21 protein-coding genes are annotated in these 24,034 nt (G+C 40.8%); 11 read left to right on the top strand and 10 right to left on the bottom strand.

The genetic code is table 11. From position 1 onward, the window contains the following. Window positions 1-54: 54 nt before the first annotated feature. Entirely contained in the window at window positions 55-327 is a 273-nt protein-coding gene (locus ABXT70_RS13860) for a hypothetical protein (protein WP_443641054.1), read from the bottom strand. Between the two features lie 278 nt (window positions 328-605). Between ABXT70_RS13860 and ABXT70_RS13855 the strand changes: the two genes are divergently transcribed. Beyond that, window positions 606-1,586: an HIT domain-containing protein gene (locus tag ABXT70_RS13855; protein WP_443641053.1), complete on the top strand. Its 981-nt coding sequence runs from the start codon at window positions 606-608 to the stop codon at window positions 1,584-1,586. Window positions 1,587-1,601: 15 nt separating this feature from the next. Here the strand turns inward: ABXT70_RS13855 and ABXT70_RS13850 are convergent, their stop codons facing one another. Further along, window positions 1,602-3,536, bottom strand: coding sequence for an AAA family ATPase (locus tag ABXT70_RS13850; protein ID WP_443641052.1), 1,935 nt, complete (start codon window positions 3,534-3,536; stop codon window positions 1,602-1,604). A gap of 400 nt (window positions 3,537-3,936) precedes the next feature. Between ABXT70_RS13850 and ABXT70_RS13845 the strand changes: the two genes are divergently transcribed. From ABXT70_RS13845 to ABXT70_RS13835, 3 genes are all read left to right on the top strand, one after another. Further along, on the top strand, window positions 3,937-5,205 hold the full coding sequence (locus ABXT70_RS13845) for a hypothetical protein (protein WP_443641051.1): 1,269 nt from the start codon (window positions 3,937-3,939) through the stop codon (window positions 5,203-5,205). A gap of 950 nt (window positions 5,206-6,155) precedes the next feature. Then, the gene (locus ABXT70_RS13840; protein ID WP_443641050.1) at window positions 6,156-7,310 is read left to right on the top strand and encodes a DUF6538 domain-containing protein; all 1,155 of its coding nucleotides are present in this window, start codon (window positions 6,156-6,158) and stop codon (window positions 7,308-7,310) included. Between the two features lie 743 nt (window positions 7,311-8,053). Next, window positions 8,054-8,257 (top strand): hypothetical protein, encoded by a 204-nt coding sequence (locus ABXT70_RS13835; RefSeq protein ID WP_443641049.1) that lies wholly within the window; start codon window positions 8,054-8,056, stop codon window positions 8,255-8,257. Between the two features lie 87 nt (window positions 8,258-8,344). On the opposite strand, the gene ABXT70_RS13830 is transcribed toward ABXT70_RS13835, so the two are convergent. After that, the gene (locus ABXT70_RS13830) at window positions 8,345-9,703 is read right to left on the bottom strand and encodes a zinc ABC transporter substrate-binding protein (protein WP_443641048.1); all 1,359 of its coding nucleotides are present in this window, start codon (window positions 9,701-9,703) and stop codon (window positions 8,345-8,347) included. 148 nt (window positions 9,704-9,851) lie between these two features. Here ABXT70_RS13830 and ABXT70_RS13825 point away from each other — a divergent pair, with 148 nt between their 5' ends. Together ABXT70_RS13825 and ABXT70_RS13820 are read left to right on the top strand one after the other, a co-directional pair. Then, complete coding sequence (locus ABXT70_RS13825; protein ID WP_443641047.1) at window positions 9,852-10,583, top strand: ATP-binding cassette domain-containing protein; 732 nt, start codon at window positions 9,852-9,854, stop codon at window positions 10,581-10,583. Beyond that, window positions 10,576-11,364 (top strand): metal ABC transporter permease, encoded by a 789-nt coding sequence (locus ABXT70_RS13820; protein ID WP_443641046.1) that lies wholly within the window; start codon window positions 10,576-10,578, stop codon window positions 11,362-11,364. Before ABXT70_RS13825 ends, ABXT70_RS13820 begins: the two co-directional genes overlap by 8 nt. A 697-nt stretch (window positions 11,365-12,061) precedes the next feature. Here ABXT70_RS13820 and ABXT70_RS13815 read toward each other — a convergent pair. Beyond that, window positions 12,062-12,472: a hypothetical protein gene (locus tag ABXT70_RS13815; RefSeq protein WP_443641045.1), complete on the bottom strand. Its 411-nt coding sequence runs from the start codon at window positions 12,470-12,472 to the stop codon at window positions 12,062-12,064. A gap of 45 nt (window positions 12,473-12,517) precedes the next feature. After that, the gene (locus tag ABXT70_RS13810; protein ID WP_443641044.1) at window positions 12,518-12,820 is read right to left on the bottom strand and encodes a hypothetical protein; all 303 of its coding nucleotides are present in this window, start codon (window positions 12,818-12,820) and stop codon (window positions 12,518-12,520) included. A 366-nt stretch (window positions 12,821-13,186) separates the two neighbouring features. On the opposite strand from ABXT70_RS13810, the gene ABXT70_RS13805 reads away from it, so the two are divergent. From ABXT70_RS13805 to ABXT70_RS13795, 3 genes are all read left to right on the top strand, one after another. After that, on the top strand, window positions 13,187-14,374 hold the full coding sequence (locus ABXT70_RS13805) for a trypsin-like peptidase domain-containing protein (protein WP_443641043.1): 1,188 nt from the start codon (window positions 13,187-13,189) through the stop codon (window positions 14,372-14,374). A 32-nt stretch (window positions 14,375-14,406) separates the two neighbouring features. Then, window positions 14,407-15,246 carry a tetratricopeptide repeat protein gene (locus ABXT70_RS13800; protein WP_443641042.1) on the top strand — a complete coding sequence of 280 codons (840 nt, stop codon included), beginning with the start codon at window positions 14,407-14,409 and terminating at the stop codon, window positions 15,244-15,246. A gap of 145 nt (window positions 15,247-15,391) precedes the next feature. After that, on the top strand, window positions 15,392-15,769 hold the full coding sequence (locus tag ABXT70_RS13795; RefSeq protein ID WP_443641041.1) for a hypothetical protein: 378 nt from the start codon (window positions 15,392-15,394) through the stop codon (window positions 15,767-15,769). Between the two features lie 80 nt (window positions 15,770-15,849). Here the strand turns inward: ABXT70_RS13795 and ABXT70_RS13790 are convergent, their stop codons facing one another. After that, window positions 15,850-17,253 carry a hypothetical protein gene (locus tag ABXT70_RS13790; RefSeq protein WP_443641040.1) on the bottom strand — a complete coding sequence of 468 codons (1,404 nt, stop codon included), beginning with the start codon at window positions 17,251-17,253 and terminating at the stop codon, window positions 15,850-15,852. A gap of 263 nt (window positions 17,254-17,516) precedes the next feature. Between ABXT70_RS13790 and ABXT70_RS13785 the strand changes: the two genes are divergently transcribed. Next, window positions 17,517-18,317 (top strand): hypothetical protein, encoded by an 801-nt coding sequence (locus ABXT70_RS13785; RefSeq protein ID WP_443641039.1) that lies wholly within the window; start codon window positions 17,517-17,519, stop codon window positions 18,315-18,317. A 175-nt stretch (window positions 18,318-18,492) separates the two neighbouring features. Here the strand turns inward: ABXT70_RS13785 and ABXT70_RS13780 are convergent, their stop codons facing one another. From ABXT70_RS13780 to ABXT70_RS13765, 4 genes are all read right to left on the bottom strand, one after another. Continuing rightward, window positions 18,493-19,179: a hypothetical protein gene (locus tag ABXT70_RS13780; protein ID WP_443641038.1), complete on the bottom strand. Its 687-nt coding sequence runs from the start codon at window positions 19,177-19,179 to the stop codon at window positions 18,493-18,495. Between the two features lie 42 nt (window positions 19,180-19,221). After that, complete coding sequence (locus ABXT70_RS13775; RefSeq protein ID WP_443641037.1) at window positions 19,222-19,470, bottom strand: hypothetical protein; 249 nt, start codon at window positions 19,468-19,470, stop codon at window positions 19,222-19,224. Window positions 19,471-20,469: 999 nt separating this feature from the next. Next, window positions 20,470-21,600: a PQQ-dependent sugar dehydrogenase gene (locus ABXT70_RS13770; protein WP_443641036.1), complete on the bottom strand. Its 1,131-nt coding sequence runs from the start codon at window positions 21,598-21,600 to the stop codon at window positions 20,470-20,472. A gap of 358 nt (window positions 21,601-21,958) precedes the next feature. Next, window positions 21,959-22,669, bottom strand: a complete 711-nt coding sequence (locus ABXT70_RS13765; protein ID WP_443641035.1) for an IclR family transcriptional regulator — start codon at window positions 22,667-22,669, stop codon at window positions 21,959-21,961. Between the two features lie 253 nt (window positions 22,670-22,922). Here ABXT70_RS13765 and ABXT70_RS13760 point away from each other — a divergent pair, with 253 nt between their 5' ends. Next, complete coding sequence (locus ABXT70_RS13760; protein WP_443641034.1) at window positions 22,923-23,981, top strand: ABC transporter substrate-binding protein; 1,059 nt, start codon at window positions 22,923-22,925, stop codon at window positions 23,979-23,981. The last annotated feature ends 53 nt before the right edge of the window (window positions 23,982-24,034 follow it).

The raw sequence follows: 24,034 nt of genomic DNA, 5'->3' as shown, positions 1-24,034 counted from the left end.
TGTGTCTAGCCTCTTAAAACACTAATGGTACGATTCCAATCATAGGTCTTTTGTTTAGTTCTTATATTGCTTAATAATGAACATTAACAATAAATCTCCCCCCACCACAGCTAGTGCAAAAATACCTACGGGCATAATAGCCCCACTCCAAACTGGATCACCTTCAAAAATATAGATGCAAGCAATAATAGGGCACCACGCCAGCGCTCCCCAATATCCAGTTCGGTATAAAATAGGTACTAAAGCCAAAGCCTTTGAAATAGATTTCCAACTCGGTTTCTTGATCTCTATGTCACCTATTTTTTGACCAATGTCTCTAATTTTCAAACTTAGATACTCCATTTTAAATCTATGGTGAGACGCGCTATTCCATTCCCTTATAACAACCAGCCTCTGAAACACTAACTTCCTGATGAAGCAAGTGCAAGAATCACCAACAATCTTGCAGAAATTTAGGAATTCTTCCTATGTATTTGTGTATGACAGTTCGCTAAGGTGATTATTGATCCTTTAATTTATATCTTTCAGACTGCTGATGAGATTAAATAAGGGAACATCACAAGTAATGGTTACGTTATTAACAACTGCATCAGGCTTTAATCCCTATGAACTTTAAAGACTTAGAAGAGTTCATCGCTAACAAGATGCGCATGTCTCAGATTTATCAGCCAGTAATGCTCCTTACCCTTCTGGAGAATGCTGGCAGATGTCACCAAGAAACAATAGCTAAAGTTATCTTAGCTCATGATCCAAGTCAAATTGAGTACTACACAAAAATAACTAATAACATGGTCGGCAAAGTCTTGAGAGGCAGGTCCATTGTTGAAAAAGATAAGAAAGACTATACGTTGAATGGCTTCGAATCATTAACTCCTGAAAACATTGAAACACTTAAGCAGCTCTGCGTTGACAGGATTGGTGAGTTCATTGATTCTAGAGGGCAAGATGTATGGCAGCATCGCAAGAAATCTAAGGGTTATGTGAGTGGAACTGTTCGCTATGAAGTTCTAAAGAATGCCAAGTACAGATGTGAACTATGTGGAATTTCAGCAGATGTTAAGTCTTTAGAAGTTGATCACATTATACCAAGGAACCATGGTGGTGCAGATGACATTACTAACTTCCAAGCTCTTTGTTATTCCTGCAATGCTACCAAGCGTGATCGAGATGATACTGATCTTAGGGGTATAGCAGCCACGTATAACCAGAGAGAAGATAACTGCTTATTTTGTAGCATGGAGTCAGCAAGAGTAATTGATCAGAATAAGCTAGCCTACGTCATAGAAGATGGATTTCCAGTGACAGTAGGTCATAGGTTAGTCATACCTAAACGCCACGTTGCTGAGTACTTTGACCTTGGACAGCCAGAGCTTAACGCTGTTAATCAACTACTGACAAAGCACAAAGCCTTAATAGAATCAGAAGATCCCACAGTCTCTGGATTTAACATAGGGATAAACTGTGGAGAAGACGCAGGACAAACAATCTTTCACTGTCATGTTCACCTAATTCCAAGGCGTAAGGGAGACGTTAAGGAGCCGAGGGGCGGTATCAGGCACTTAATACCAGAAAAGGGTTGTTATTAAGCCTTTTGCCGATCACTAATCAAAGTGGTAGTGCTCAATATTGTCAGGAAATTGTGTAAGCATTTTATCCATTACCTTTCCAATATAAGAACTCCGATCAGCAACATGGATTACCAATGTATCAATCGCTCTGGTCATCGGTATCATGACCCATCTTTTGGCAAACACTATCTGGGCTTCTTCATCTGTCATAAATAACTCATTCGATTTTATTTCTTGAGCCTCTTGGCTTAACAACTTATAGTCATACAACTCGTCCAATGCAAAATTGACAACTAACCAACCTTCTAAGCCTCTGCATGAATCATACTGAACAATCCGGTGCTCCTCTAAATCGAGAGGGTATCCACCTCTAGTATCCTCGTCTACACCATCCCATACCGCGAAGCCCCAATTCTTATATTGTTCAGCAAGAGTGGAGTATTTTCTATCTTGAAATTTGTTCACCTTTTCTTCATAAGTATTAACCCACGAAGGAGGAACACAAAACAGCATATCTATTGGTGAATTGCCGTCCTTCTTGTTCGTTTCACGCAATCTACCATGCAACTCCCTGGACATTGGATTTCCAGTGACATACAAGACCCTTCCCCCATATAATTCATCTTCAGGTGTCAAAGCCCAACCATCTAGCTCCATTTCTTGCGCGAACCCATTTACTACGCTACATAAATTATTCTTAAGTCGAAGGCTTTTCCTGAGAGACACGATTTGACGATTATTTTTGCTGATTCCTTCTTGCCAATTTGTGGATATTGATTTTCTTATAAACTGATCAACTCCATCAGCAATTATTATGTTTTTATAACCATATAGTTTGTAAAGAATATCTCTTTCATTTTCTGGCCAATCTTGAGCTTCGTCGATCAAAATCATGTCCCACTCTAAGAAACGGGATGCTGCTTCTTTGTAATCGTCAATTAGCTTAGTATCCAACACATTTGAGTTCAAATTATTCAATAATTGGTTCTTATATATCTCATAGTTATTTATAAAATCCATAGGCGTACCATCAACTTCTTTAATCCAAGAATATATAAAACTATGCACTGTGCTTATGGTAATAGCTTTATCACCTATAACCCCAGACTTAGCTTTACTATGCGACAATAGGCGCGTTATATCAGCAACCAGTGCTTTGTTGTATGTTAATAACTTGATGCGGAATCCATACTCGCTATATATTTGGTAGGCCACCTGTATGAGTCGTACTGTCTTTCCTGTCCCTCCACGCCCACGAAAAACAAGAAGCTGTTCACCAATTTTAGAAGCATATTGTTGAGATGTTTGATCCAGTACAGATTTTGTAATTATTTCCATCCTCCTGCGATCTAGCCCAGAAATCTTATGTTTTTTCTTAAACACGTCCAGAGAGTTTTTGTAGTTCAAGAATGTCCGAAATGGATTGTGATGCGGGTATTCTTGGGTAGTAATTAATTGCACGATATCATCCCAGATAACATCTGAGCCTATAATATTATTATCGGGTATAGAGGAAAATGTAGACTTTGGCAGCTTTACCAACCAGATTAAGTTAGTAACAAAAGGGGCTGTTCTGTTTTCTGAATTTCTTAAGATATACTCTCTAACAGAGAACTTTTGCTCTCCACTTTGTCTGGAAACATTGTGCCATTTCCCACTGTAATTAACGGAACACTTTCCACCATCAAACTTCACAGAGCCAGGCCCATGAGACTTAACTTCTAGGGCAAGGCAGCATGATCTGATTGACCGAGGTCCATTCGCCGCAAGTCCTCTACTATCAACAAACAGGACTAGCAAATCAATATCTTGAACTACCTGTTTATAACATGTAACAGACATTAGGATTGAACAATGTAAATCTGAATTCCTTTCAATGTCTGGAAATTCAGCTACCATCAACTTATAAAATAATTTGGCTGCTAATGCCTCAGTTGGATGGTCACCCTCACCAATAATTTCAATCATTTGTATTTCCAGTTATCCCATGATGGACATCCAGTTCTCCAAAGAACTCTGATATTTTGCTAACTGAATTCGATCGTACAACTGCAGTTTATCCAGAGAACCCCACCACAGGTCGCAATTCACTCAAGGATCCAGCCAGTCCATCATATAATCTATACTCTCTTAGAAAGTGGTACTCAAGCACCATCGTGCTCCTTAGTTTTTAACACACTAGCTTCATCTTAAAACAAGTGCAACATTCACTGTCAATCCTGCAGAAATTTAGGAATTGTTCCTATGGAATCCTGTAGCTCATCAGGTTAATCTAAAGAACCTTAACCCTAATTACTTTATGTTGAGAATATTACTTTAGGATCAAGAAGGGGCAATTTAATGCCTAGATCCTCAGGAACCCTCAAACATGACTTTCATTATCAAAGACCCTAAGGCTGAGAGCTTCAACTACACACTTGACTCATCATCTGTAGAACTAACTGCACTGGTTGATAAGCTATTTGAAGAGATCAAACTTAATCGTCACAAGGTACATAAAAACGGCCTTAAGTTAATTCTTTTAAACCTCATCGTTCACAAGGGTTCAAAGGTTCTCATCTCCCGAGACAATAACTCTAAAAGGCTTGCTCGATACAATGCGTTAGATGTTGGTGGTACTGCTATCAAAACTGTAACTGACAAACTTGAGAAATCAGAATACATTCACTTTATAACTGGTAAGAACCTACCCTATGGACACGGAATTAGATCTTCAATACAAGCAACAGACTCACTTAATACGCTACTAAAGCCTATCACTCTTCAATTAACTCCTTCTGAACTGGTGTTAATTAGAGAAGGTGGTTCTAAGAAACTAATCGATTACACCGATACCCCAAGAACATTAAGAATTCGAAAGGAACTGACAGCATATAACGAGCTTCTTGAAAGTGTGAACATTGAACTAAGGGACCTATCAGGCTTAACAGTTTTAAAGGACCTCAACCATCAAGTTGTTCAGAGAAAGTTTATAGATAATGGTGAAGTAGACAGCCAAGGTCAGCCATTATTTAACTCAGGTGGTAGGTCTAGTGCAGCATGGACAAGTATGAGTGGCTCTGATGAAAGGCCTAATATCTTCATCGATGGGCAGAAAACAGTAGAGCTAGATTATCAGGCAAGTGCTATCAATATAATATATAAAGCGCTAACTGGGGTTGTTTACGCAGGAGATCCATACACTATCTCTGTTGGAAATGTCTTAATACCTCGCCACCTTGTAAAACAAATAGCTACAACCAGCCTTAACTCAAACACAGTAGAAGGGAACAGCTCAGCAATTGGTAATGCATATGGAGAATTAGGCTCTTCCCTCAAAGCAGAAGATAAACTTAAGTTCAGTCAATACAAGGATATTAAGAAGAAGATCACGATAAAGGACATCCTTGAAGCCTTCCTCACCAAACATTACCTAATCAGACATATGTTCCTCAGGGGTCAAGAAGTTGGTAACAGGGTCCAATGCCTCGAGTCAGATCTAGTATTTGCAGTAGTTAATGAACTCACAAAGAAATCCATACCAACTCTAACGGTCCATGATTCATTCATAGTAAAAGCTGCTGACAAGGCCACACTAGATACCTTAATGACCACCACAGGTTTCCCAGATCAAGACCTAGTTAAAGGACTAATCTAAAGCTGATACCCAAGATCCTCTGGCAGTAGTCCCTCGGAATACCCACACGGTAGGCAGTACTTATAACTAATTTATCCTCAGTATCCTCAGGGATTCACCGAAGACAGGTCCTTTGGTTATAGCAGTAGTTGATTGATAAAAGGAGTTCTTTAAGGCTCCACTGAGAACACGGGAGGGTTACTATACAACTATCTTCTCATATCTTATCTCCCAAATACCCAGTGGATCCTTAAGGACCCTTATACTATTACTCCTCTTAATCTACCCTCTCTCTCCACCAGCAGAAGACTTCTCTGGTATCTGCAAGTATCCCTAGGGATACGTGGGGTAAACTGCTAACTTTTATCTCAAGAACACACAGTTAGACCCTGCTATATAAGGTACCCACTTTAATTAGCCACACCCCCAATGTTCTGGTATTTACCTCAACTGACACAAAAAAGGTTAATCAGGAAATAATTAACATCAAAAGTGCCCATACGAGGCCCATACAAGCTCCCTGAGGAACACTAAAATACCAACCTAAGCCTGTGTATTGGTGATATAAATTAACCCCTTAGGGTGCTTGTAGGCCCTCATATGGTCCATCAGAATCTCTAGGTTTATCAATAGCTTAGGTCATGTAGTTATCACTGGATAATGTGGTCGTGGGAGGCTATGGGATTAGCCTGTAAACCACTGGTGTGAACCAAAAGGATCCTCTTGACTAGGCTAAAACTCATTGATATGGTTGTAATAGCTTGTATTCAGGGGCTTCTAGCTCTTCCGTTGGGCAATGACCTTTAGTTTAGTCCACTCCTGGTGCGCCAAATTTAGACATTACTAATACTAGGAATGTCACACAACTGCACTTATCGTGCACACCAAAGCCCTTCTATGTGGGCCTTTCCAGCATTTACCGTGTTTCACCTTTCGTGTCCCATGGTCAATGCATTGCTAAGGTGCACTCAATGCTTACATACATTTCCAACGATTATTTAACCTCACGAAACGGCATTTATTACTTCCAGCGGCGTGTTCCAAAGGATGTCAGAACCCATTACAAGTCACACGCCATCACTTGCAGCTTAAAAACGAGGTCACGAAAGATGGCATTAAGGGCTGCTTCTGCTTTGTCATTGCAATTAGATGAATACTGGATGAATTTGCGGGTTAGCCAGTTGACCTCGATCCATTGCAAGATTCTTAAGCAAACCCCTGACCAATCATTAAGTGGCCTCACCTTATTAGATGCCAAAGGTTTATACCGTAAACTTAAAGGCAAGGGTAAGCCTGACTCCTTTATTGCGGCCACGGAGCGAAACTGTGAGTACGTGATTCAGGCACTAGGCAACAAAGACTTAATGGCGTATCAGCTAGCTGATGGTGGAGTATTTCGTGACTGGCTCATTGAAAAAGGTTTGGCCTCAAGTTCAGTTAAGCGTATTTTCTCTACCATACGAGCCATTTTTAACTTGGCTATAGCAGAGCACGGCTTAGACATGACCAGCCCGTTTGCCAATGTATACTTTCCTGAATTTGACGATGTTAAAGAGCGGCAGTCAGCTACAGGGCTAGACATTACTTTAATTCAAAGTAGCTGCAGAGAACTCAATGACGAAATGAGATGGCTACTTGCCCTAATAAGCGATACTGGAATGAGATTAGCGGAGGCAGCAGGTTTAGCTTTGGATGACATGGTTTTAGATTCAAAGATTCCACACATTAACTTGAAGCCTAATGATTGTCGGCGACTAAAGACAAAGCAGAGTGTAAGGAAGATTCCGCTTGTCGGTGCAGCTTTGTGGGCAGCTCAGCAGATTAAGGCTGAATTTGATGGTGTGTATGCTTTTCCTAGGTATACAAAAGGCGGCAGGTGCAATGCGAATAGTGCTTCAGCTGGACTGAACAAGTGGCTCAAGCAGTGTGCTTCTGAATCAATAACTGTGCATTCATACCGCCACGGTTTTCGTGATCGACTAAGGGCAGTCCAATGTCCTTCTGATATTGTTGATGCTCTTGGTGGTTGGTCTACGAGCAGCGTAGGTGAAAGTTACGGGCTAGGCTATAAGCTTGATGTGCTAAATGAGTGGATGAACAAACTAGTTCTTAACACAAAAGGGTAGTGCACCTTAGCAATGCATTGACCATGGGACACGAAAGGTGAAACACGGTAAATGCTGGAAAGGCCCACATAGAAGGGCTTTGGTGTGCACGATAAGTGCAGTTGTGTGACATTCCTAGTATTAGTAATGTCTAAATTTGGCGCACCAGGAGCGCAACTGAGATAACTCATTGCCTCTACCCTGCACCAAAAGCTCCCTGTGTAGGCGTTTTCAACCATACAATAGGCATTTCAGCTGGTCAACAAGGCATTAAATGTATGTAAGTCCTGAGTGCAGTTTCTGAGACCGCCATATCTGCCCCAACCATTCATACAGTTCACGTTTAACACACACTTAAATACCATTTGCAGCATCCAACCTAAGCCTGTTAAAACGCCCTGTGGGGTCGCTATGAATGATCTATATCACGGCATAAAAGGAAGTCAAACTTAGCACTGAAGATGCATACACGGGGCGAGGGCCACCACCCCCCTATGGGGTTATTATATACCTGCTGTTACACGGAAAAGCCTTTTGAAGCTGTAAACCACTTGTGATAAGTGTACGTGTCTTGGTTTCGTATATGGCTGGAGTTGAGGTGTTGGTTGTGTGGGAATACATGCTGGCACTGAAGGTACTCACGTTAGGTATAAACATTCAAATGCCCTTGATAAGGCTTGACTTATTTACATCTCTGGATATAACTGAAAGTACCGTGTCATCTATTCTGACGGCACAAATACCTTCACAAAAGGACTACAATTATGACCTCAAACATCAATCAATTATTATCTTTAACTGGCTTTGAATTGTCTAAACTAGGTGATCAGTTTGAAGTGAAGTATGGCTACGAATCTGACACTAGCAACACAGGAGATGTCTCAAAACTCTTGGCTATGAATGCACAATCACCCAGCAATGCAGGTGTAGCACTTGAGATGGAGGCACTGGGTCAGAATTGGATGTAATCTAACAGCTAGTGTGTCCAAGGTAACTATAAGGGTGCCAGGAGACCCCTAAAAATAAGGTTTTTAGAGACCCCATAACGAAATCACTTACTTACACTGGCTTAAGCTCTCAACCATGCCTTGGATCAATTGCTGATAATGGCTATTTCCCACCGGCAAGCTGGCGCCCAAAGGGTCCATAACACCGATGGCAGAAACTGTAGTTCCTTCAAAAACATTTTCAACTAATCCCGGATTATATTGAGGCTCAGTAAATACGCAAGTTACGCGTATTTCCTTTACAGTATCTCGAATCTCCTTAATACGGGCTGGGCTTGGATCTTCGGCGTCGCCGAGTGCGATAGATCCTGCTGCTGAAATACCAAAGCGTTTTTCAAAATACTGATAAGCATCATGAAAAACGATAAATTTCAGCCCTTCGATACTGTTGATTTTTTTACGTGTGGTAACAATAAGAGTGTTCAACTCTGCGATTGCTTGCTTGGCGTTATAATCATAAACCTTAGCATTTTTTGGGTCGTGTTTTGATAGAACCTGGTTAATTTCGTTAATCCAAATTTTCGCATTTTCCGGATCAAGCCACGCGTGTGGATCTACACCATCATGATTATGGTGCTCATCTGCATCTGTACCTGCATCAGATTCTTGTGCTAATGGTTCAATATCTCGGTGGTCCGCGGTTTGGAAGAAGTGCTCACCAGCTTCAAACTCACTAGGTGCATGTTCAGCAAAAACGGTATAAACACCCTCTTTATTAATAACAATGCGAAATTCAGTTAGGTTTTTATCAGTGTCAAAAACCAATTGGTATGCATTACTGTCGTTGGCGGTCAGCGTATCCCCATGAAATTGCTCAATCGCTCGCGATTCAATCAGTACTTCCGCTGTTTTCTCGCTATGTTCAATGGCCGCTTCTCCATCTAAGTTACTGGCAAGAATAACTAATTTCATTTTTGGGTCAGCATAATTCCCATCAACTTTTGCAAAAGTCCAAACGTACTCGCCAGCGGCAAGCTTAAACGCACCCGCCCATTCAAAGGCATGGGCATCATCATGCCCTTCCTCTTCGCCATCATCATGTGACTCAAAGGTGACACCCTCCCTAAATGGGTAGGTGGTAGTTCCAGAAACCTCTAATACTTCAATTTTCTGGGCTGATTCAGCCAGATTTTCTAAGGACTTTTCCAACCAAGGTGTAAGCCCCTCACCCACCCAAAAAACAACTTCTGCATCAGCTAATGCTTTTGCTTCTGAGGGACGGAGTGTGTACTGATGTGGGGAAGCTCCAGCAGGGATTAGCAGGTTAGGTTGTCCGACGCCTTCCATCACCTGACTAACTAAAGAGTGTATAGGGGCAATATCGACCGCGACAGAAGGTGTTTTAGCATAAGAATTAAGGGGTAAACTCAGCGTTAAAACTGCTGAGACGATTAAAGCATGGCGCATTAGGAACTCCTATAAATTACTGTAAACAAGAAATATTTAAATAGTAAAAATCAGAGTTATGTTATAACATAACATTACAGATTTGGTAAATAAAAATTATTTTATTGTTACCCCATAGTTATTCTTTAAGAGAGTAGGTTAGGCATATATGTTAATCGAATGCGACAACTTGTCGATTTATCTTGGGCAACGCAAAGTTCTCAGCAATATCAATTTGTCGGTTGAGTCGCAAGAGATTTTGACGATTCTCGGTCCTAATGGTTCAGGTAAAACCACCTTATTCAAAACCTTGATTGGCGCACTACAGCCCAGCTCAGGTGTATTGAAAAAAAAACCAGGTTTAAAGATTGGCTATGTACCACAACGATTGCATATTGATGAAACATTACCAATGACAGTCAAGCGCTTTATGAATCTGCCAGGTGGACATTCGCAGAGCACGGTTGCTAGCGCTTTGAGCCACGCGGGTGTACCTGAGCTTGATAAACAACAAATCATGGGATTGTCTGGTGGACAATTTCAGCGAGTACTGCTGGCCCGAGCGCTACTAGGTGCACCAGACTTATTGTTACTTGATGAAGCCACCCAGGGTCTAGACCATCGAGGAACGGCCGAATTTTATCGACAAATTGCCAATGTGAGAGCACATCTTAAGTGTGCCATTGTGATGATCAGCCACGAGCTGCACGTAGTTATGCGCCAAACTGACCGGGTAATTTGCCTCAATGGTCATATTTGTTGTCAAGGAAAGCCTGAAACAGTACGCGGCTCTCCAGAGTACCATGCTCTTTTTGGTCTCGATAGCGAAAGTGAAGCCGCATTGTATCTTCACCAAGGCCATCGTTCCCATACACAGACTGAGCGAGTGTCCGATGTTTGATGATTTTTTAGTTCGAGCCATGCTAGCAGGTATTGGGGTTGCCCTGGCAGCAGCACCCTTAGGTTGTTTCGTAATTTGGCGACGCATGGCTTATTTTGGCGATGCAACTGCTCATTCTGCTGTGCTTGGTATCGCACTTTCTCTGACATTATCAGCACCACTATTTTTGGGCGTTCTCGTCGTTTGTTTGTTAATGGCTATCATGGTGTCAAGCTTAACCGGGCGAGGGTTTGCCATGGATACTCTGCTTGGTGTTGCCTCTCACTCATCATTAGCCATCGGTTTAGTCGCAGTTTCTTTTTTAACTGGGGTCCGTATTGACCTAATGGCCTATTTATTTGGTGATATTTTAGCTGTCGGACCTAAAGATCTTATACTGATTTGGGGAGGAGCATTGATTGTTTTAGGCCTCATTACCTGGCGATGGTCTGGTCTTCTATTGTCGACACTTAACTCTGACTTAGCCCTTTCTTGCGGCTTTAATCCTAAACAGGAGCAACTAATATTAACTATTTCCTTGGCGATTGTGGTGGCTGTTGCCATTAAGGTAGTGGGGGTTTTACTGATTGCAGCCATGTTGATTGTGCCGGCTGCAAGTGCTCGCACGTTTAGTAGCACTCCAGAAATGATGGCTATGATCGCAGCCTTCTTAGGCACTTTTTGCAGTGTCTCTGGCTTACAAATTTCTTATTTAATGGATACCCCTACTGGCCCAACAATCGTTTGTGTAGGTGCATTTTTGTTTATTTTGACTAACTTTGTATTTAGAATTCGTCGTTAAAAACCATAGAAAATTAGCATTCGACTAAGAAAGAAGGCTAGCCGATGGCAGCTCCATTGGGTCTTAGCATGGTGATTCGTTATTTTGGTGAGAAATAAGAAAAGTGGTGCTGGGGTAGCCCCATGGTAGCCCCATAAAAACTGTACAAAACAAACAAATTTAATTTCATTATAAGTTATTGTTTTATAGGTGGATTATGGTGCCCGGAGACAGTGAGATTTCAAAGTCACTTCCTTACACCAGAACCATATCACCTGAATTGTAGGCCGCTTAGACCATACAATAGGCTTTCCAGCTGGTCAACAAGGCATTAAATGTATGTAAGTCTTGAGTGCACTTTTGGAACTCTCCATTTGAGGCCAAACACCTACAATATTCACGTAAAACTACCACCTAAACCACCACTGAAGGATCCCATATAAGGCTCTTAGCAGAGCCTGTGAGTGCAATCTAAATGACCAATGCGACCATTCAAAAGTTTAGTCATCTCACGCTGAATAGCATCTCAGGTAGCCACAGGCATACTTTAGGGGGAGGCAGGGGCCATAGGGGGTACGTACGTTATATTTATGTGGAGTTACACAGATTAGGTGCTCCAGCTGTAAACCACATTTAGCATATTTCAGTTTAGGTGAGTTTTTTAATTATCATGGAGGATACTCCTGTCTAATGGGTGTTTAGACACTAGATGATGAGATTAATGACACTCCCCTTCGTATGTATTCACTATGCCATTGCTAAAATTTGCTACCAAAAGTATGGATTGATTTGATTTATTAAACTTCATTAAAACTCTTGCAGTATGACTATCAATGGTATTACCAATTACATGCTTCTCTGTTTCTACTATAGTGTCCCCATCCTTAGAAGAGGAGGCTGAATGGATACTTATATTAAACTCTGTAACCTCGGAACCCCGTTTCACTATTAGCAAAGTTTCTAAGCTATTTTCACTAATTGTATCATCTATAATGTTGGCTCCATTATCCAAAAAAGAATAGGTTCCAACACAGGTGAGCTTAATATCCTCAGAAGCGAGTGATGAGGCAGCACCGAGGATTGTAAACAAAGAAATTATGATTTTTAATAAAGCTTTAGGGGATTTCATATTAACCTTTGTATTGTTTGTAGTTGGGGTGATTGCTCCTAAAATTTAGCATTTTCTTTTGTTAGATGATTTTTTGATCTCTGACTTTATTAATTCTTCCACAACAACTGTAGTAACGATTGCGGCCACACTATCTCTGCCTCCAGAGATAAAAAATCTGATCATGGGGTACAAAATAAAACATGGGGCAAAGAAAATTATCAAAGCAACACCAAACATAATTTCGTGAGCTATTACAAGATATAAACCAAGAGGAATGAACGAAAAACCACATAGCAAAATAAAAGAAGTTTTAACTCTTTGGATTTCTTGTTGTCCATTTAGCGTAGTGACAGTTTCAAATATCATGCAATACCTTTTGACATAAATCAAACTATGATACTAAGTTAGTTGTTTTTATAATGAATGTAAATCATTCCATTTGCGTAAAATAAGTTGCCGCATAAATCTGGTTTTTCTGTTTGTTGGAACTAGTCTTCAAAAAACATAAACCAATGGTTTCGGCCTTTGCTCCCTTACTATCACCTTGATAATTTCTTTCTGCTCTCACAACACTTTTCTCTTAAGGTATCCATCATAGCGATCTGTCGGTAGATCGGTGCTCATCAAAACCCTTCAGAGCAAATATAGGTGGAGGTATAATGGGTTTTTATGGGTTACTTATGATTTTAACAAGGATATGCCATCTCACACTATATCTGGTAATGTTGCAGTATGAAAATTCAGATAATCAAATACTGCTTGACCTTTATCCTTCTTCTTGGACATGCTGGAGAAATCTTTGCACAGGGTGAGTGGTTTCAAACAGAAAAACCAAATTGTCTCGTGTGGAATCCCAACCCAAATGTGGGGGAAACTGTTACTTGGTCTGGCGATTGTTTAAATGGGAAAGCGCACGGAATAGGCATAACAGTTTGGAGAAATAAAAAATCTGGAAAATGGGTTGAGAGACCTATTGTTGGAAATACACTTAACGGACGTATGTCAGGAGAGGTTACAGTATTCTATGAAAATGGAGATAAGTACTTCGGTATGCTCCATTCAAATGGTAACAGGAATGGACAAGGTACATATACCCATTCAGATGGCTCAGTGCTGGAAGGCATATGGAAGGATGGTAAATTCCAATATGCAAAGACACCTACTAAACCAGTACCTGTTGTTAAAACACCTATAAAACCAGTACCTGTTGTGAAGACACCTACACAAGACGATCAAGTTATCCCTGCGTCCTCTGGATCTGGGTTTGCTGTGTCCTCCGATGGCTATGTAATAACTAATAGCCATGTCATAGATGGCTGTCAGGATGTTGTTATTCATACACCACAAAAAGACATTAAGATGAGGGTTATTTCCAATGACCCCAAGAATGACTTGGCCCTTTTAAAAGGAAACTTCAAACCCTCAGCAGTCTTCTCCCTTAGCTCTAAACGTCCAGAAATACTTCAAGACATTTATGTTGCAGGGTATCCATTCGGCTACAAAGTCAGTTCATCAGTTAAGGTGACCAAGGGTATCATCAGCTCTCTTACTGGTATTGGTAATGACTTCTCAAATATGCAAATAGATGCAGCCCTGCAAAGTGGAAATAGTGGTGGCCCAATCCTTGATGATATGGGGAATGTTGTCGGCGTAGCAGTGGCAAAACTGGATGCTATGCAGATGTTAAAGGAAACTGGAAGCATTCCAGAAAATACGAACTTTGGTATCAAAGCCAGTGTTGTTAAAAGCGTGTTAGATAGCAGCAGCGTTGATACTCCTTCTGCAAACACAAGTGCTATCAGCAAATCTCAGTTAGGTAAGATGATAACTGATGGCACCTATTACATTAGCTGTTGGATGACGTTGGCGCAGATTGAAAAAGTCAGAAGTAAGAAGGTGTTGTTTTCAGAGTTGGACTAGCCATGGTAAACACCCCTCATTAGGACGACAAAATGGAAAATGATGAGCTAGATAAGGTCATTAAAGCCGCTGAGCAAGGTGACGCTATAGGTCAATATAACCTAGGAACCATGTACGATTATGGTGATGATGTGGAACAGAGTGATGAGGCAGCCGAAAAGTGGTACACCTTAGCAGCCGATCAAGGAAATGCTGATGCTCAATATAGCCTAGGGGTAATGCATGATGAAGAACAAGGAGTCTTAAAAAATAATAAAACAGCTTTCAAGTGGTATACCTTAGCTGCTAACCAAGGACATTGTGATGCTCAATTTAATTTGGCGATAATGTACTTTCAGGGGGATGATGTTTTAGAAGACCATAAAACAGCAGCCAAGTGGTTCACCTTAGCTGCTGAGCAGGGCGAAGCTAAGGCACAATATAATCTGGGACTGATGTACCATGAGGGCAAAGTTTTTCCAAAGGATGGCACGACTGCAATAAAGTGGTTCACCTTAGCTGCTGATCAGGGTGATGCCAATGCTCAATTTTGGCTGGGAAATATTTATGCTAATGGTATAAGTGTCCCAAAGAACGTCAATACCGCATTGGCGTGGTTCACCTTAGCTGCTGAACAGGGTGATGCTGATTCACAATATAATCTGGGACAGATTTACCGTGAGGGCAGAGTTCTTCCACAGAACAAAAAGACCGCACTAAGCTGGTTCGCACGAAGCTGGTACACAAAAGCTGCCGAGCAGGGGCATTCTAAAGCTCAATATAATCTGGCAACAATGTACTCCCAGGGCGACGGTGTTCCAGTATGTGATAAGACCGCAGCAAAGTGGTATGCCTTAGCTGCTGAGCAAAGTGACGATGGTCCACAATATTAATTGTGGACATATATGCTAACGGGTTCAAAAAAGGTAAGGCACTGGAGCCCTCGGTCATCATTGCTTACGATGTATCACGAGAAAATTATCTGCATTAGGCATCCAAGATTTTCAAGGAATTTAGTAATCTAAAGAGCATATTTATATGGCCGTAATTAAGAGCCTAATAATTAAAGTATTTATGATGGCAAGCCTTGATATTATAGCGACAACATTATTTATGTCGCATAAATACAAGGAAGGGTTTTGGTGGTTAGGCGCCCCATTCTATGCAACCAATGGGGTCGTGCCAATGATATTGTTTATTGGCAGTTTCTCAACATCAGTAATGCTATTTATGGCTATCTGGAAAATGATAATTGCTGTAGTCCATGTCAAAGACTATAGGTTTTTAACAGTTGTCATCCAAGCTGCAGTGACACTAGTACTCTGTTATTTTGCAGTAATACTCAATTTAACTATTGCCAACTTTTTAGCAACTGCTTTTGGTTTTGGCCCGTTTGGCGGTCAGCGAGGGGGTTAGTCCCCTGCTTACTGTTAGACTTAACCAAATATATATTTTATCTCTATGTGAAATTCTCTTGTGTGTCTGTGCGTGACATATTACTCATCAGTAACCATGGGCACTGACTGAAAATCTAATAGTTCATAGGCCTTTGCCATAATTACCTCTAGCGCATCACGATGTTGCTTTTTAACTTTAAACGAATCATGGATCGGCAGCACAGCAATATTTTTCTCATTACACAGTTCAATAACCTTGAGGCATATGCGGCTTTCTTGGTAGGTGATGGTCTTATGGGCTTCTTCATTTCTATAAGCACCAATGTGATTGTGCACTTGCCATATCTCTTCAAGCATATTACTTAGATTCAAGCCCCTAGTCTTGAGATCGTTATCTCCTCTAACAGTGGCAATTGGGTTGGTGACCGTAAAGGAGCGAGTGAGCAAAGCCTTATATATACTTCGGTGCTTTAGATCAGCATTAGGTGGCACATAAGGATCTCCACTGATGTAATTCCACGCATTTAAGCCATTCATACTATATGCCACATGAACTTGAGAGGACTGATAATCCAGCTCAACAGTAGGCTCTCCATCAAAGGTGATTAGCTTTCGGTACTTACTAGGACAGCCTGAGTACCCATGATAGAAGCGTCCACTTTGGCCTAACTCTTTTGAATAGATTCTGCGTATAGGTGCACCTGAAACATATGCATTGCCGTAACAATCCGCATACTCAAGGTAGGTGTCCAAAGGAAGATCAATATCAGTAACAGCAATTAATCTGTTCTGCTTAATAAGTATGGATTCAGATTCATCATCATTCACCTCAGTCACATCACCCTCTTCTGACTTGATGCACACGAGAGGCATATTGGCTGCTTCAGCTGAGCTATTGGTAATTGCCTTGTATTGCACCAGCATATCTAACAGCTTAGTCATTGGCGCAATGGCTGTGGGGTTTCCATGTTGTTTAGTGGGGTTCTTTTTACCCAAGTGTATACGCACATATTCAAGCTTTTCTAGGGCCTCAAGTACTCGTTTAGCACTGTCACGAGACATACTGCATTTATAGTATTCGTGTGTGTGCTTGAATGTTCGTGCTTCATTACGGATGGTTATCCCAATGAACTCAACAGAGCCACGGGTGCCGTTTTTGTGAGGGGTGGCGTTAGTAATCTTACTAAAGGAAATACCAATGTGATAAAGCAAATAGTCTATGAAGTAATCTACTTTTGGTTTAGCAGAAGCTGTCCTCATGTTTTTAAGTAGCTTGGGATTAGTTGACTCAGCCTTTAGGATCTCAATAAGATTTGATCTTGCAGCAAGAAGAGGATCAGTTACTGGTATGTTTAATTCAGAGCAAAACCATGTGTTGTATTCACTAGGAAGGGTAACCTCCATGCCAACCTGTTTGCAGTCATCTAAGAACTTCTGGGTCTTTGTGCCTATCTTATATGGCACTGTCTTGGTTACTTTTGAACTGTCTTTATTCAATTGCATATCCCTAGTTAATCGCCTAACACCTAATTGCTATAGCTTATTAACAAATAATTAGATGACATATTTAAACTTACTGTACTAGAGGAATAGCACTGAAATGCTATACCTTAAGGTACTTATTATAGTTTATTTATACCTTTAGTTTTACTAACTTATTACTCCTATAGTTACTTAAAAGCCTCCACTCATCCCTGTTATAATAGGGACAGAAAACATGGTAATCCAAAATATGGTCAATCAGTTTTGTAGGAGTAGATTGTTAAATGACGTGGCTAGACGAGATTAACCAACAGAAAATGGATAGCCAAGAATTGCCTCTTGTGAGCCTTCTAACTAACTCAATGTATTACCCAGCTTGCAGGTTTGATGGTGATCCCATTAAGTTTCTTGGAAGCTCAGTAAACAGCTTCATTTATGCTGATTATGGAGTCACTCAGGATAAGTTAGCCATTTCAATAGCTGAAGGATTCAAAGGCTATGATGTTTTTTGTGAGAGAGAAGTAAGAGAGTCTGAATTAAAAGTACCAATGGAAGTTACTATTCCCTCACTTATAGACTGCCAAAGAGAGGGCATTGAAAGTAAGCAGTGGTGGATTCAAAAGCCATTCGCACATTGGTGTGTTTTCCAGCGCAAGGGAGATTATGGGAAAGAGCATGGCCCCTCTCGTTTTAGCCTATTTTACATTTGCGCCGATGGTGCGGCCACCTATCAGGCATTGTATGTGAGTCACAATCTAGCTCCAAAAATTCTTTCAATCATTCAACCCGGACATGGTTTCGGAGGAAACTGGGATAATTATTTTCACCAAAAATCTGTATTTTATAAAGTCGTAATGGACGATAAAAATGTTAAACCAGAAATGGTTTTACTCGGAGAGTGGGGGTCATGGGGGTATCGGAGAACCTCATGGGGGCCAAATTATCAAACATTTTTAAATATATTTTCAAACACACATTTATCTATAATACTTTTGAAATACAATAAAACTGAACGATTTTGGGGAAAATTCACTGACTACTTTTATGAAATGATTGTCTACTCTGAATCCGAGCACGAAGCTTGAAAAAAATAAGGCAAATGCACAATCTCATTAGTCCCCATATAAACAAAGAAGTCTATGAACTATTAGACTTTCCCTCAGTGAACATGATGATTGATGGTGATGTATCTCTCAGTATAACTTTGAATCCAGCTCTGAAAACAAAACCTTTTTACTTCTAACTTTTATAATCTGAACCTTAGTCGCTGTCTTTCCAAGTCAAGAAATCTCCTGCGATATCTTCTTGAATAAAGCCACCTCTATTAGTCTGTATTCGTAAATTTCCTTCTTTAAATAAATCAATATTGTCCCAAGAAGGAATGCCCCAATATTTATGAGCACGGGCTATCACAAGAAATATTTCTTTATCTAAAGCCATTGGTATTAGAACTTCTCGCAAATGTTTTTGAGCCCACCAAACGCTTGGCAAACATGATGCTGTTCTCCAGTTAACATCGCTCATGTTTTCTGAAGCATAGGGGCATATATTGAATACAGATATTTTATCTGAATTTTCAAATTTGCCTAAACGCCCAAACTTTTTTTGTTCATACCAGTCATTCCAAGCCTTGATATCAGTAGGCAAAGAGGCACTACCAGAAAGCTGCTTTAGCATTTTAGCTTTGTTGTTGACGTCATCAATATTAGACAGTGGGTTTGCATAGCAAATGACAATCTCCGCACTTTTTAAATTTCCATCCCAAGGGCTTGGTATCCTACCCTTAAAATCAAAGCTTAATTTGGCCCCTTTTTCTTCGGCCATCTTGGCTTTTAAAAAAGGCAAATCCTCTTTATGAACATATTGCTCAGAATCACTGCCTTCCATGTTTTTTAGATTTTTAAATTGCCAATAATCAAATATATTTGCGTAGTCGTTAATTCTCATTTGATCCTAAATATCCATTGAAAAGTTCATTGAGGCAGCCAACTATTCCTCACTCCAAGGAGCGCAATATGGTTTTCCAAACTCTCTATCACTGTTGAATCTGCTTGAACAAAGTCTGACCTTACCTGTTTCGGTATCCAGAATCCAAATACTGCCATACTCCTGCGTATGATATTGCATCATTGCATACTGACCACTACCACCAAACACATCAGAATGACTTTGAATTGAGATAAGACCTGTGACCAAGGTGACTGTTAAAAGAAGGGTGCTTTTTGTAACTATATTCATGATATGACTTCATGTAAGTGACTGTTGCTATAAACACTACACCAGCATACTCACAAAGTCTCTAGTCTAGATTCCTAATATACCCCCAACAAACCCCAATCTGCCTACCTAACCTGATGAACCTAAAATGCAAATACCTTTAGTGTAAGCACTTATCTACCTTTCTATTAAAGGTACTATTCAGTTAATTGAATAACACCTCTATACCCTTTACTTACAACATACCCACTTCAAATATCACACAGGTAATAGGGTACTAGTAACACTTAGCAATCTTCTATTACCTAACGTGAGTACCTTCAGTGCCAGCATGTATTCCCACACAACCAACACCTCAACTCCAGCCATATACGAAACCAAGACACGTACACTTATCACAAGTGGTTTACAGCTTCAAAAGGCTTTTCCGTGTAACAGCAGGTATATAATAACCCCATAGGGGGGTGGTGGCCCTCGCCCCGTGTATGCATCTTCAGTGCTAAGTTTGACTTCCTTTTATGCCGTGATATAGATCATTCATAGCGACCCCACAGGGCGTTTTAACAGGCTTAGGTTGGATGCTGCAAATGGTATTTAAGTGTGTGTTAAACGTGAACTGTATGAATGGTTGGGGCAGATATGGCGGTCTCAGAAACTGCACTCAGGACTTACATACATTTAATGCCTTGTTGACCAGCTGAAATGCCTATTGTATGGTTGAAAACGCCTACACAGGGAGCTTTTGGTGCAGGGTAGAGGCAATGAGTTATCTCAGTTGCGCTCCTGGCGCGCCATACAAATCAAACACTTACGGTACTTTATGCCTCAGAAGGTGCGATAAAGTTTGTATTTGGTCCCCTATTTGGTCCCCGTTTAAGTAGGTGAATTGAACTTACTAACATCTCTTCTGCAACCCCGCCTCCATTGACTCTTAGTATGTCACCCTAGGGTTTTTAGGCTGCCTTCCTATTGCAAATCAATTTGAGTCTGGACCGTGGTACGCTATCGCTGTCGACCTGTCTATGCATTTGGTTTTGTGAACTTTATTAACCTGCCAGATGGGCCATCTTCCAAAACCCAAATCGCGCCATCTTGGCCCATTTCAACTTCTCTTACTCTTTGAGACCAACTAAATCGTTCGGCTTCAAAAGGCTTTTCATTATTAAAACCTATTCGAACCAGCGCTTTGCTTTTCAATCCTCCAATGAAAGCATTTCCATTCCATTCGGAAAATTCTTGCCCTTCATAAAAAATCAATCCTGACGGAGCTACCGTAGGTACCCAATAAAGTTTTGGTGCCATGAATTCTGGTCTTGTTTTATGCATGGGAATTTCTGCTCCACTATAATGATTGCCTTCCGACACTATTGGCCATCCATAATTTTCACCCGCAACAATTAAATTAAATTCATCTCCATGCCTTGGACCCATTTCATGCGCCCATAGTTTACCATTTTTGGCAAATGCGATTCCAAGGGCATTCCTGTGACCCAACGACCAAAAGGTTTTTGCAAGGTCGCCTTTATCCTGAAATGGGTTGTCTCTAGGTATGGTGCCATCGTCGTTTAGGCGGATAATTTTCCCTAATGCCATATCCCATTTTTGTGCGGGGTTTTGTTCTTGCCGATCGCCAGAGGTAATGAAAATCTTGCCAACGTGTTGTGTTCCATCAAGACCAAATGCAATTCTGTGAGAAAAATGTCCGTTCCCCGATCGAGCGGGTGTTTGTTTCCAAATGGTTTCAATGTTTTTCAGATGTGGTTGATCTGATCTTCCCAATGTGCCTCTTAATACGGATGCATATCGTGTCTTTCCTGCATTGTCTGAATTGATGTACGAAATATAAACTAATTTATTTCGTGCATAATTTGGATGAACAACGACATCACCTAAACCGCCTTGGCCACCTGCAAAAACTTTTGGAACTCCAGATACTAAAGACTGTTCACCACTGGTATTTACGAGCCAAAGTTTTCCAGCTTTTGTAGTGACCAGTAGGTTTTCGCTGTCAATAAAAGACATTGCCCAAGGACTGTCAAATTCAGAAACAACTTTCCCTTCCAATGTGCTACCTGCACTTCCAGTAACAACATTATTTGCCCAAGCATTTGAAGCTAAGTTTATTAGCAATATTAGAATAACCGTACGCATTTAATACCTATCCCATACATCGAACTACTCCAACCTAACGCAAGACCAATGTTAGGTTTAAAAAGCGTAGCCTCTCCAAAGTGTAATTGTAATATATAGGTTTACTAATGTTGCAGCAAATTAAAGATATAACACTGGGATAGGCCTATACTAAGTTTTTAAAGGCTCTCTTAACTCACAAACCCAAAACTGAATACTCCATTTAGCCATAATTATTTACGTGTACCTAACCGTGTACCAAAAATGAAATCTGTCTATTTAAATTATAGGTACTAAAACTGCCAGTTAAAAAAACAACGCTTCAAATTATTAAAAACTCGATTTGCTATATAGCAAGCAAAAACTATTGAAAATTATATTACTTACTACCAAAAGCTAAGCAAACTTTTTGAGAGGTAAACATTAAAGCCTCTAAAAAGCTTTCAACATTCTCGTCAGTAAATCTCATTGTCAGTCCTGACAATGAGATTACACCAATAAGTTCACGATCACGTCCCAAAATAGGAACGGTAATGCCTGCAATATCAGGGTCACGCTCGCCATGACTAATATAGTATCCCTGATTCTGGATCATTTTAGACTGAGATGTTTTAGGATTTACAAAGGCTTCTAGAACCTTTCCAGAAGAACCCACATTAAGCGGAGTTATTTCTCCTTCATCAATATGATATCGCATCCGTCTTTTAGAATTCTCGCAATAAAGAACGACACCTGAATCTCCACGCAAGACGTGAAATGCAGCAGTTTCTTTTGTTTTTTCAACAAGTTCAATTAGAGCTGGGCGAATAAGATTTCCCAGTTGAAGATTATCTCGGTAAATTGAACTAAGACGCCAGAGTGATGATCCAAGATGAAAAACACCATCATAATCACGAGTAAGATAACCAAACTTTTCAAGTGACACACTGAGTCGTAATATCGTAGCTTTATCCAGGCCGGTTCTTTGCGCAAGCTGTTTAAGCGCCAGGCCGTTATCCCCCATATTAAATGCCTCAAGTAAACGCAGAGCTCGTTCCACCGACTCAACCCCACTTTTAATAGGCTTGGAACCTTCTGTCGATTTCGTCATTAGCATATCCTTGTTAAAGGCTCTTCATAGGGTGTCTGGGAAATTCAAATCATTGAAGAGCTACATTTATAATCTACTAAAATTCTAACATGATTTTAGAATGACGTAATACAAAATGAAACATAATTTCATTTTATCAAATTTAAACTTGACTTTTCACTGAAAATGCCTAAAATGAAATATTGTTTCATAGAGCGAAATACAGATTTGTTTCAGGTCATGGAGCAATTAAAATAAAATAAAGGGCTTACAAATGAAAAAATATTCAAAAATTATTTCCTTAACTCTAACCATGGGCTTAGGTATTGGTGTTGGCAATGTTGCCATTGCAGCAGGAGATAGTGTGACGTTTGCATCATGGGGTGGATCATTTCAGGATGCTATTCGTTCATCAATGTTAGCACCCGCAGCGAGCAAGCTGAATATAACGGTCAAGGAAGATACGACAAACGGCATTCAAGACGTGCGCGCACAGATCACAGCAGGTGCTGTTGCTTGGGATGTAACAGAGCAGGATTTGCCTTCGTGTGAAACGCTCAGCCGCGAGGGTAGTCTTGAGCCGATTGATTATTCGATTGTTGATACAACAGGTATCCCCAAAGAGCTAATCCACGAAAACTACATTGGATTTATCAACTTCACCAAGGTGATTGCCTATCGCAAGGATGCATTTGGCGACAATGGTCCGTCCAACTGGGCAGAGTTCTGGGATCTAGAAAAATTCCCAGGCAAGCGTGGCATGCACGGCAAGGTGAACTACAACCTTGAGGCAGCCCTTATGGCTGATGGTGTGCCGATGGCAAAAGTTTATGACACTCTGGCAACAGATAAAGGTATGGCACGCGCTTGGGCCAAGTTAGGAGAGATCGCACCTGAAGTCACTGTTTGGTATCGTGGTGGTTCGCAATCAGCACAATTATTGCGTGATGGTGAAGTGGACGTGATCCATATGGGCCATAACCGCGTGGAGAGTGTGATCAAATCTGGCATTGATGTCGCTTATGCATTCGATGGTGGCACGATGGACGTTGATTGCTTGTTAGTGCCTAAGGGCGCGCCAAATGTTGAGAATGCAATGCGCCTAATCAACGAATTGCTAAGTGCCGAAGCGCAGGCGCGGCTGGCAGTGACGATGCCGCTAGGCCCTGTGAATACGGGTGCGTTTGATACCGGTATTATTTCGGGCGAGCAGGCTTTGTTAGTCAACACCCACCCCAACAACTATGACAAGCAGCTTCTGGTTGATCCGAATTTTTACATCGGTCAGTTGGGTGAGCTAACGGAAGAGTTTGATACGCTGATCCAGCAGTAATCCAGCTATAGTAGTAATCCATTTTGGCGTAGTGCAATTTGTACTGCGCCAAT

This window comes from Candidatus Njordibacter sp. Uisw_039 (assembly GCF_047730075.1).
In the GTDB taxonomy this organism is placed as follows: domain Bacteria; phylum Pseudomonadota; class Gammaproteobacteria; order Pseudomonadales; family Balneatricaceae; genus Njordibacter.
Note: the sequence above shows the minus strand (reverse complement) of the source record. Positions and strands in the feature narration are given on the sequence as shown.

Coding starts and splice junctions, on each gene's coding strand:
- ABXT70_RS13855 (WP_443641053.1), top strand. CDS start 606: ATGAACTTTAAAGACTTAGAAGAGTTCATCGCTAACAAGATGCGCATG.
- ABXT70_RS13840 (WP_443641050.1), top strand. CDS start 6,156: ATGCTTACATACATTTCCAACGATTATTTAACCTCACGAAACGGCATT.
- ABXT70_RS13760 (WP_443641034.1), top strand. CDS start 22,923: ATGAAAAAATATTCAAAAATTATTTCCTTAACTCTAACCATGGGCTTA.
- ABXT70_RS13775 (WP_443641037.1), bottom strand. CDS start 19,470: ATGAATATAGTTACAAAAAGCACCCTTCTTTTAACAGTCACCTTGGTC.
- ABXT70_RS13800 (WP_443641042.1), top strand. CDS start 14,407: ATGGAAAATGATGAGCTAGATAAGGTCATTAAAGCCGCTGAGCAAGGT.
- ABXT70_RS13805 (WP_443641043.1), top strand. CDS start 13,187: ATGAAAATTCAGATAATCAAATACTGCTTGACCTTTATCCTTCTTCTT.
- ABXT70_RS13815 (WP_443641045.1), bottom strand. CDS start 12,472: ATGAAATCCCCTAAAGCTTTATTAAAAATCATAATTTCTTTGTTTACA.
- ABXT70_RS13785 (WP_443641039.1), top strand. CDS start 17,517: ATGACGTGGCTAGACGAGATTAACCAACAGAAAATGGATAGCCAAGAA.
- ABXT70_RS13780 (WP_443641038.1), bottom strand. CDS start 19,179: ATGAGAATTAACGACTACGCAAATATATTTGATTATTGGCAATTTAAA.
- ABXT70_RS13850 (WP_443641052.1), bottom strand. CDS start 3,536: ATGATTGAAATTATTGGTGAGGGTGACCATCCAACTGAGGCATTAGCA.
- ABXT70_RS13830 (WP_443641048.1), bottom strand. CDS start 9,703: ATGCGCCATGCTTTAATCGTCTCAGCAGTTTTAACGCTGAGTTTACCC.
- ABXT70_RS13835 (WP_443641049.1), top strand. CDS start 8,054: ATGACCTCAAACATCAATCAATTATTATCTTTAACTGGCTTTGAATTG.
- ABXT70_RS13810 (WP_443641044.1), bottom strand. CDS start 12,820: ATGATATTTGAAACTGTCACTACGCTAAATGGACAACAAGAAATCCAA.
- ABXT70_RS13825 (WP_443641047.1), top strand. CDS start 9,852: ATGTTAATCGAATGCGACAACTTGTCGATTTATCTTGGGCAACGCAAA.
- ABXT70_RS13845 (WP_443641051.1), top strand. CDS start 3,937: ATGACTTTCATTATCAAAGACCCTAAGGCTGAGAGCTTCAACTACACA.
- ABXT70_RS13795 (WP_443641041.1), top strand. CDS start 15,392: ATGGCCGTAATTAAGAGCCTAATAATTAAAGTATTTATGATGGCAAGC.
- ABXT70_RS13770 (WP_443641036.1), bottom strand. CDS start 21,600: ATGCGTACGGTTATTCTAATATTGCTAATAAACTTAGCTTCAAATGCT.
- ABXT70_RS13765 (WP_443641035.1), bottom strand. CDS start 22,669: ATGACGAAATCGACAGAAGGTTCCAAGCCTATTAAAAGTGGGGTTGAG.
- ABXT70_RS13820 (WP_443641046.1), top strand. CDS start 10,576: ATGTTTGATGATTTTTTAGTTCGAGCCATGCTAGCAGGTATTGGGGTT.
- ABXT70_RS13790 (WP_443641040.1), bottom strand. CDS start 17,253: ATGCAATTGAATAAAGACAGTTCAAAAGTAACCAAGACAGTGCCATAT.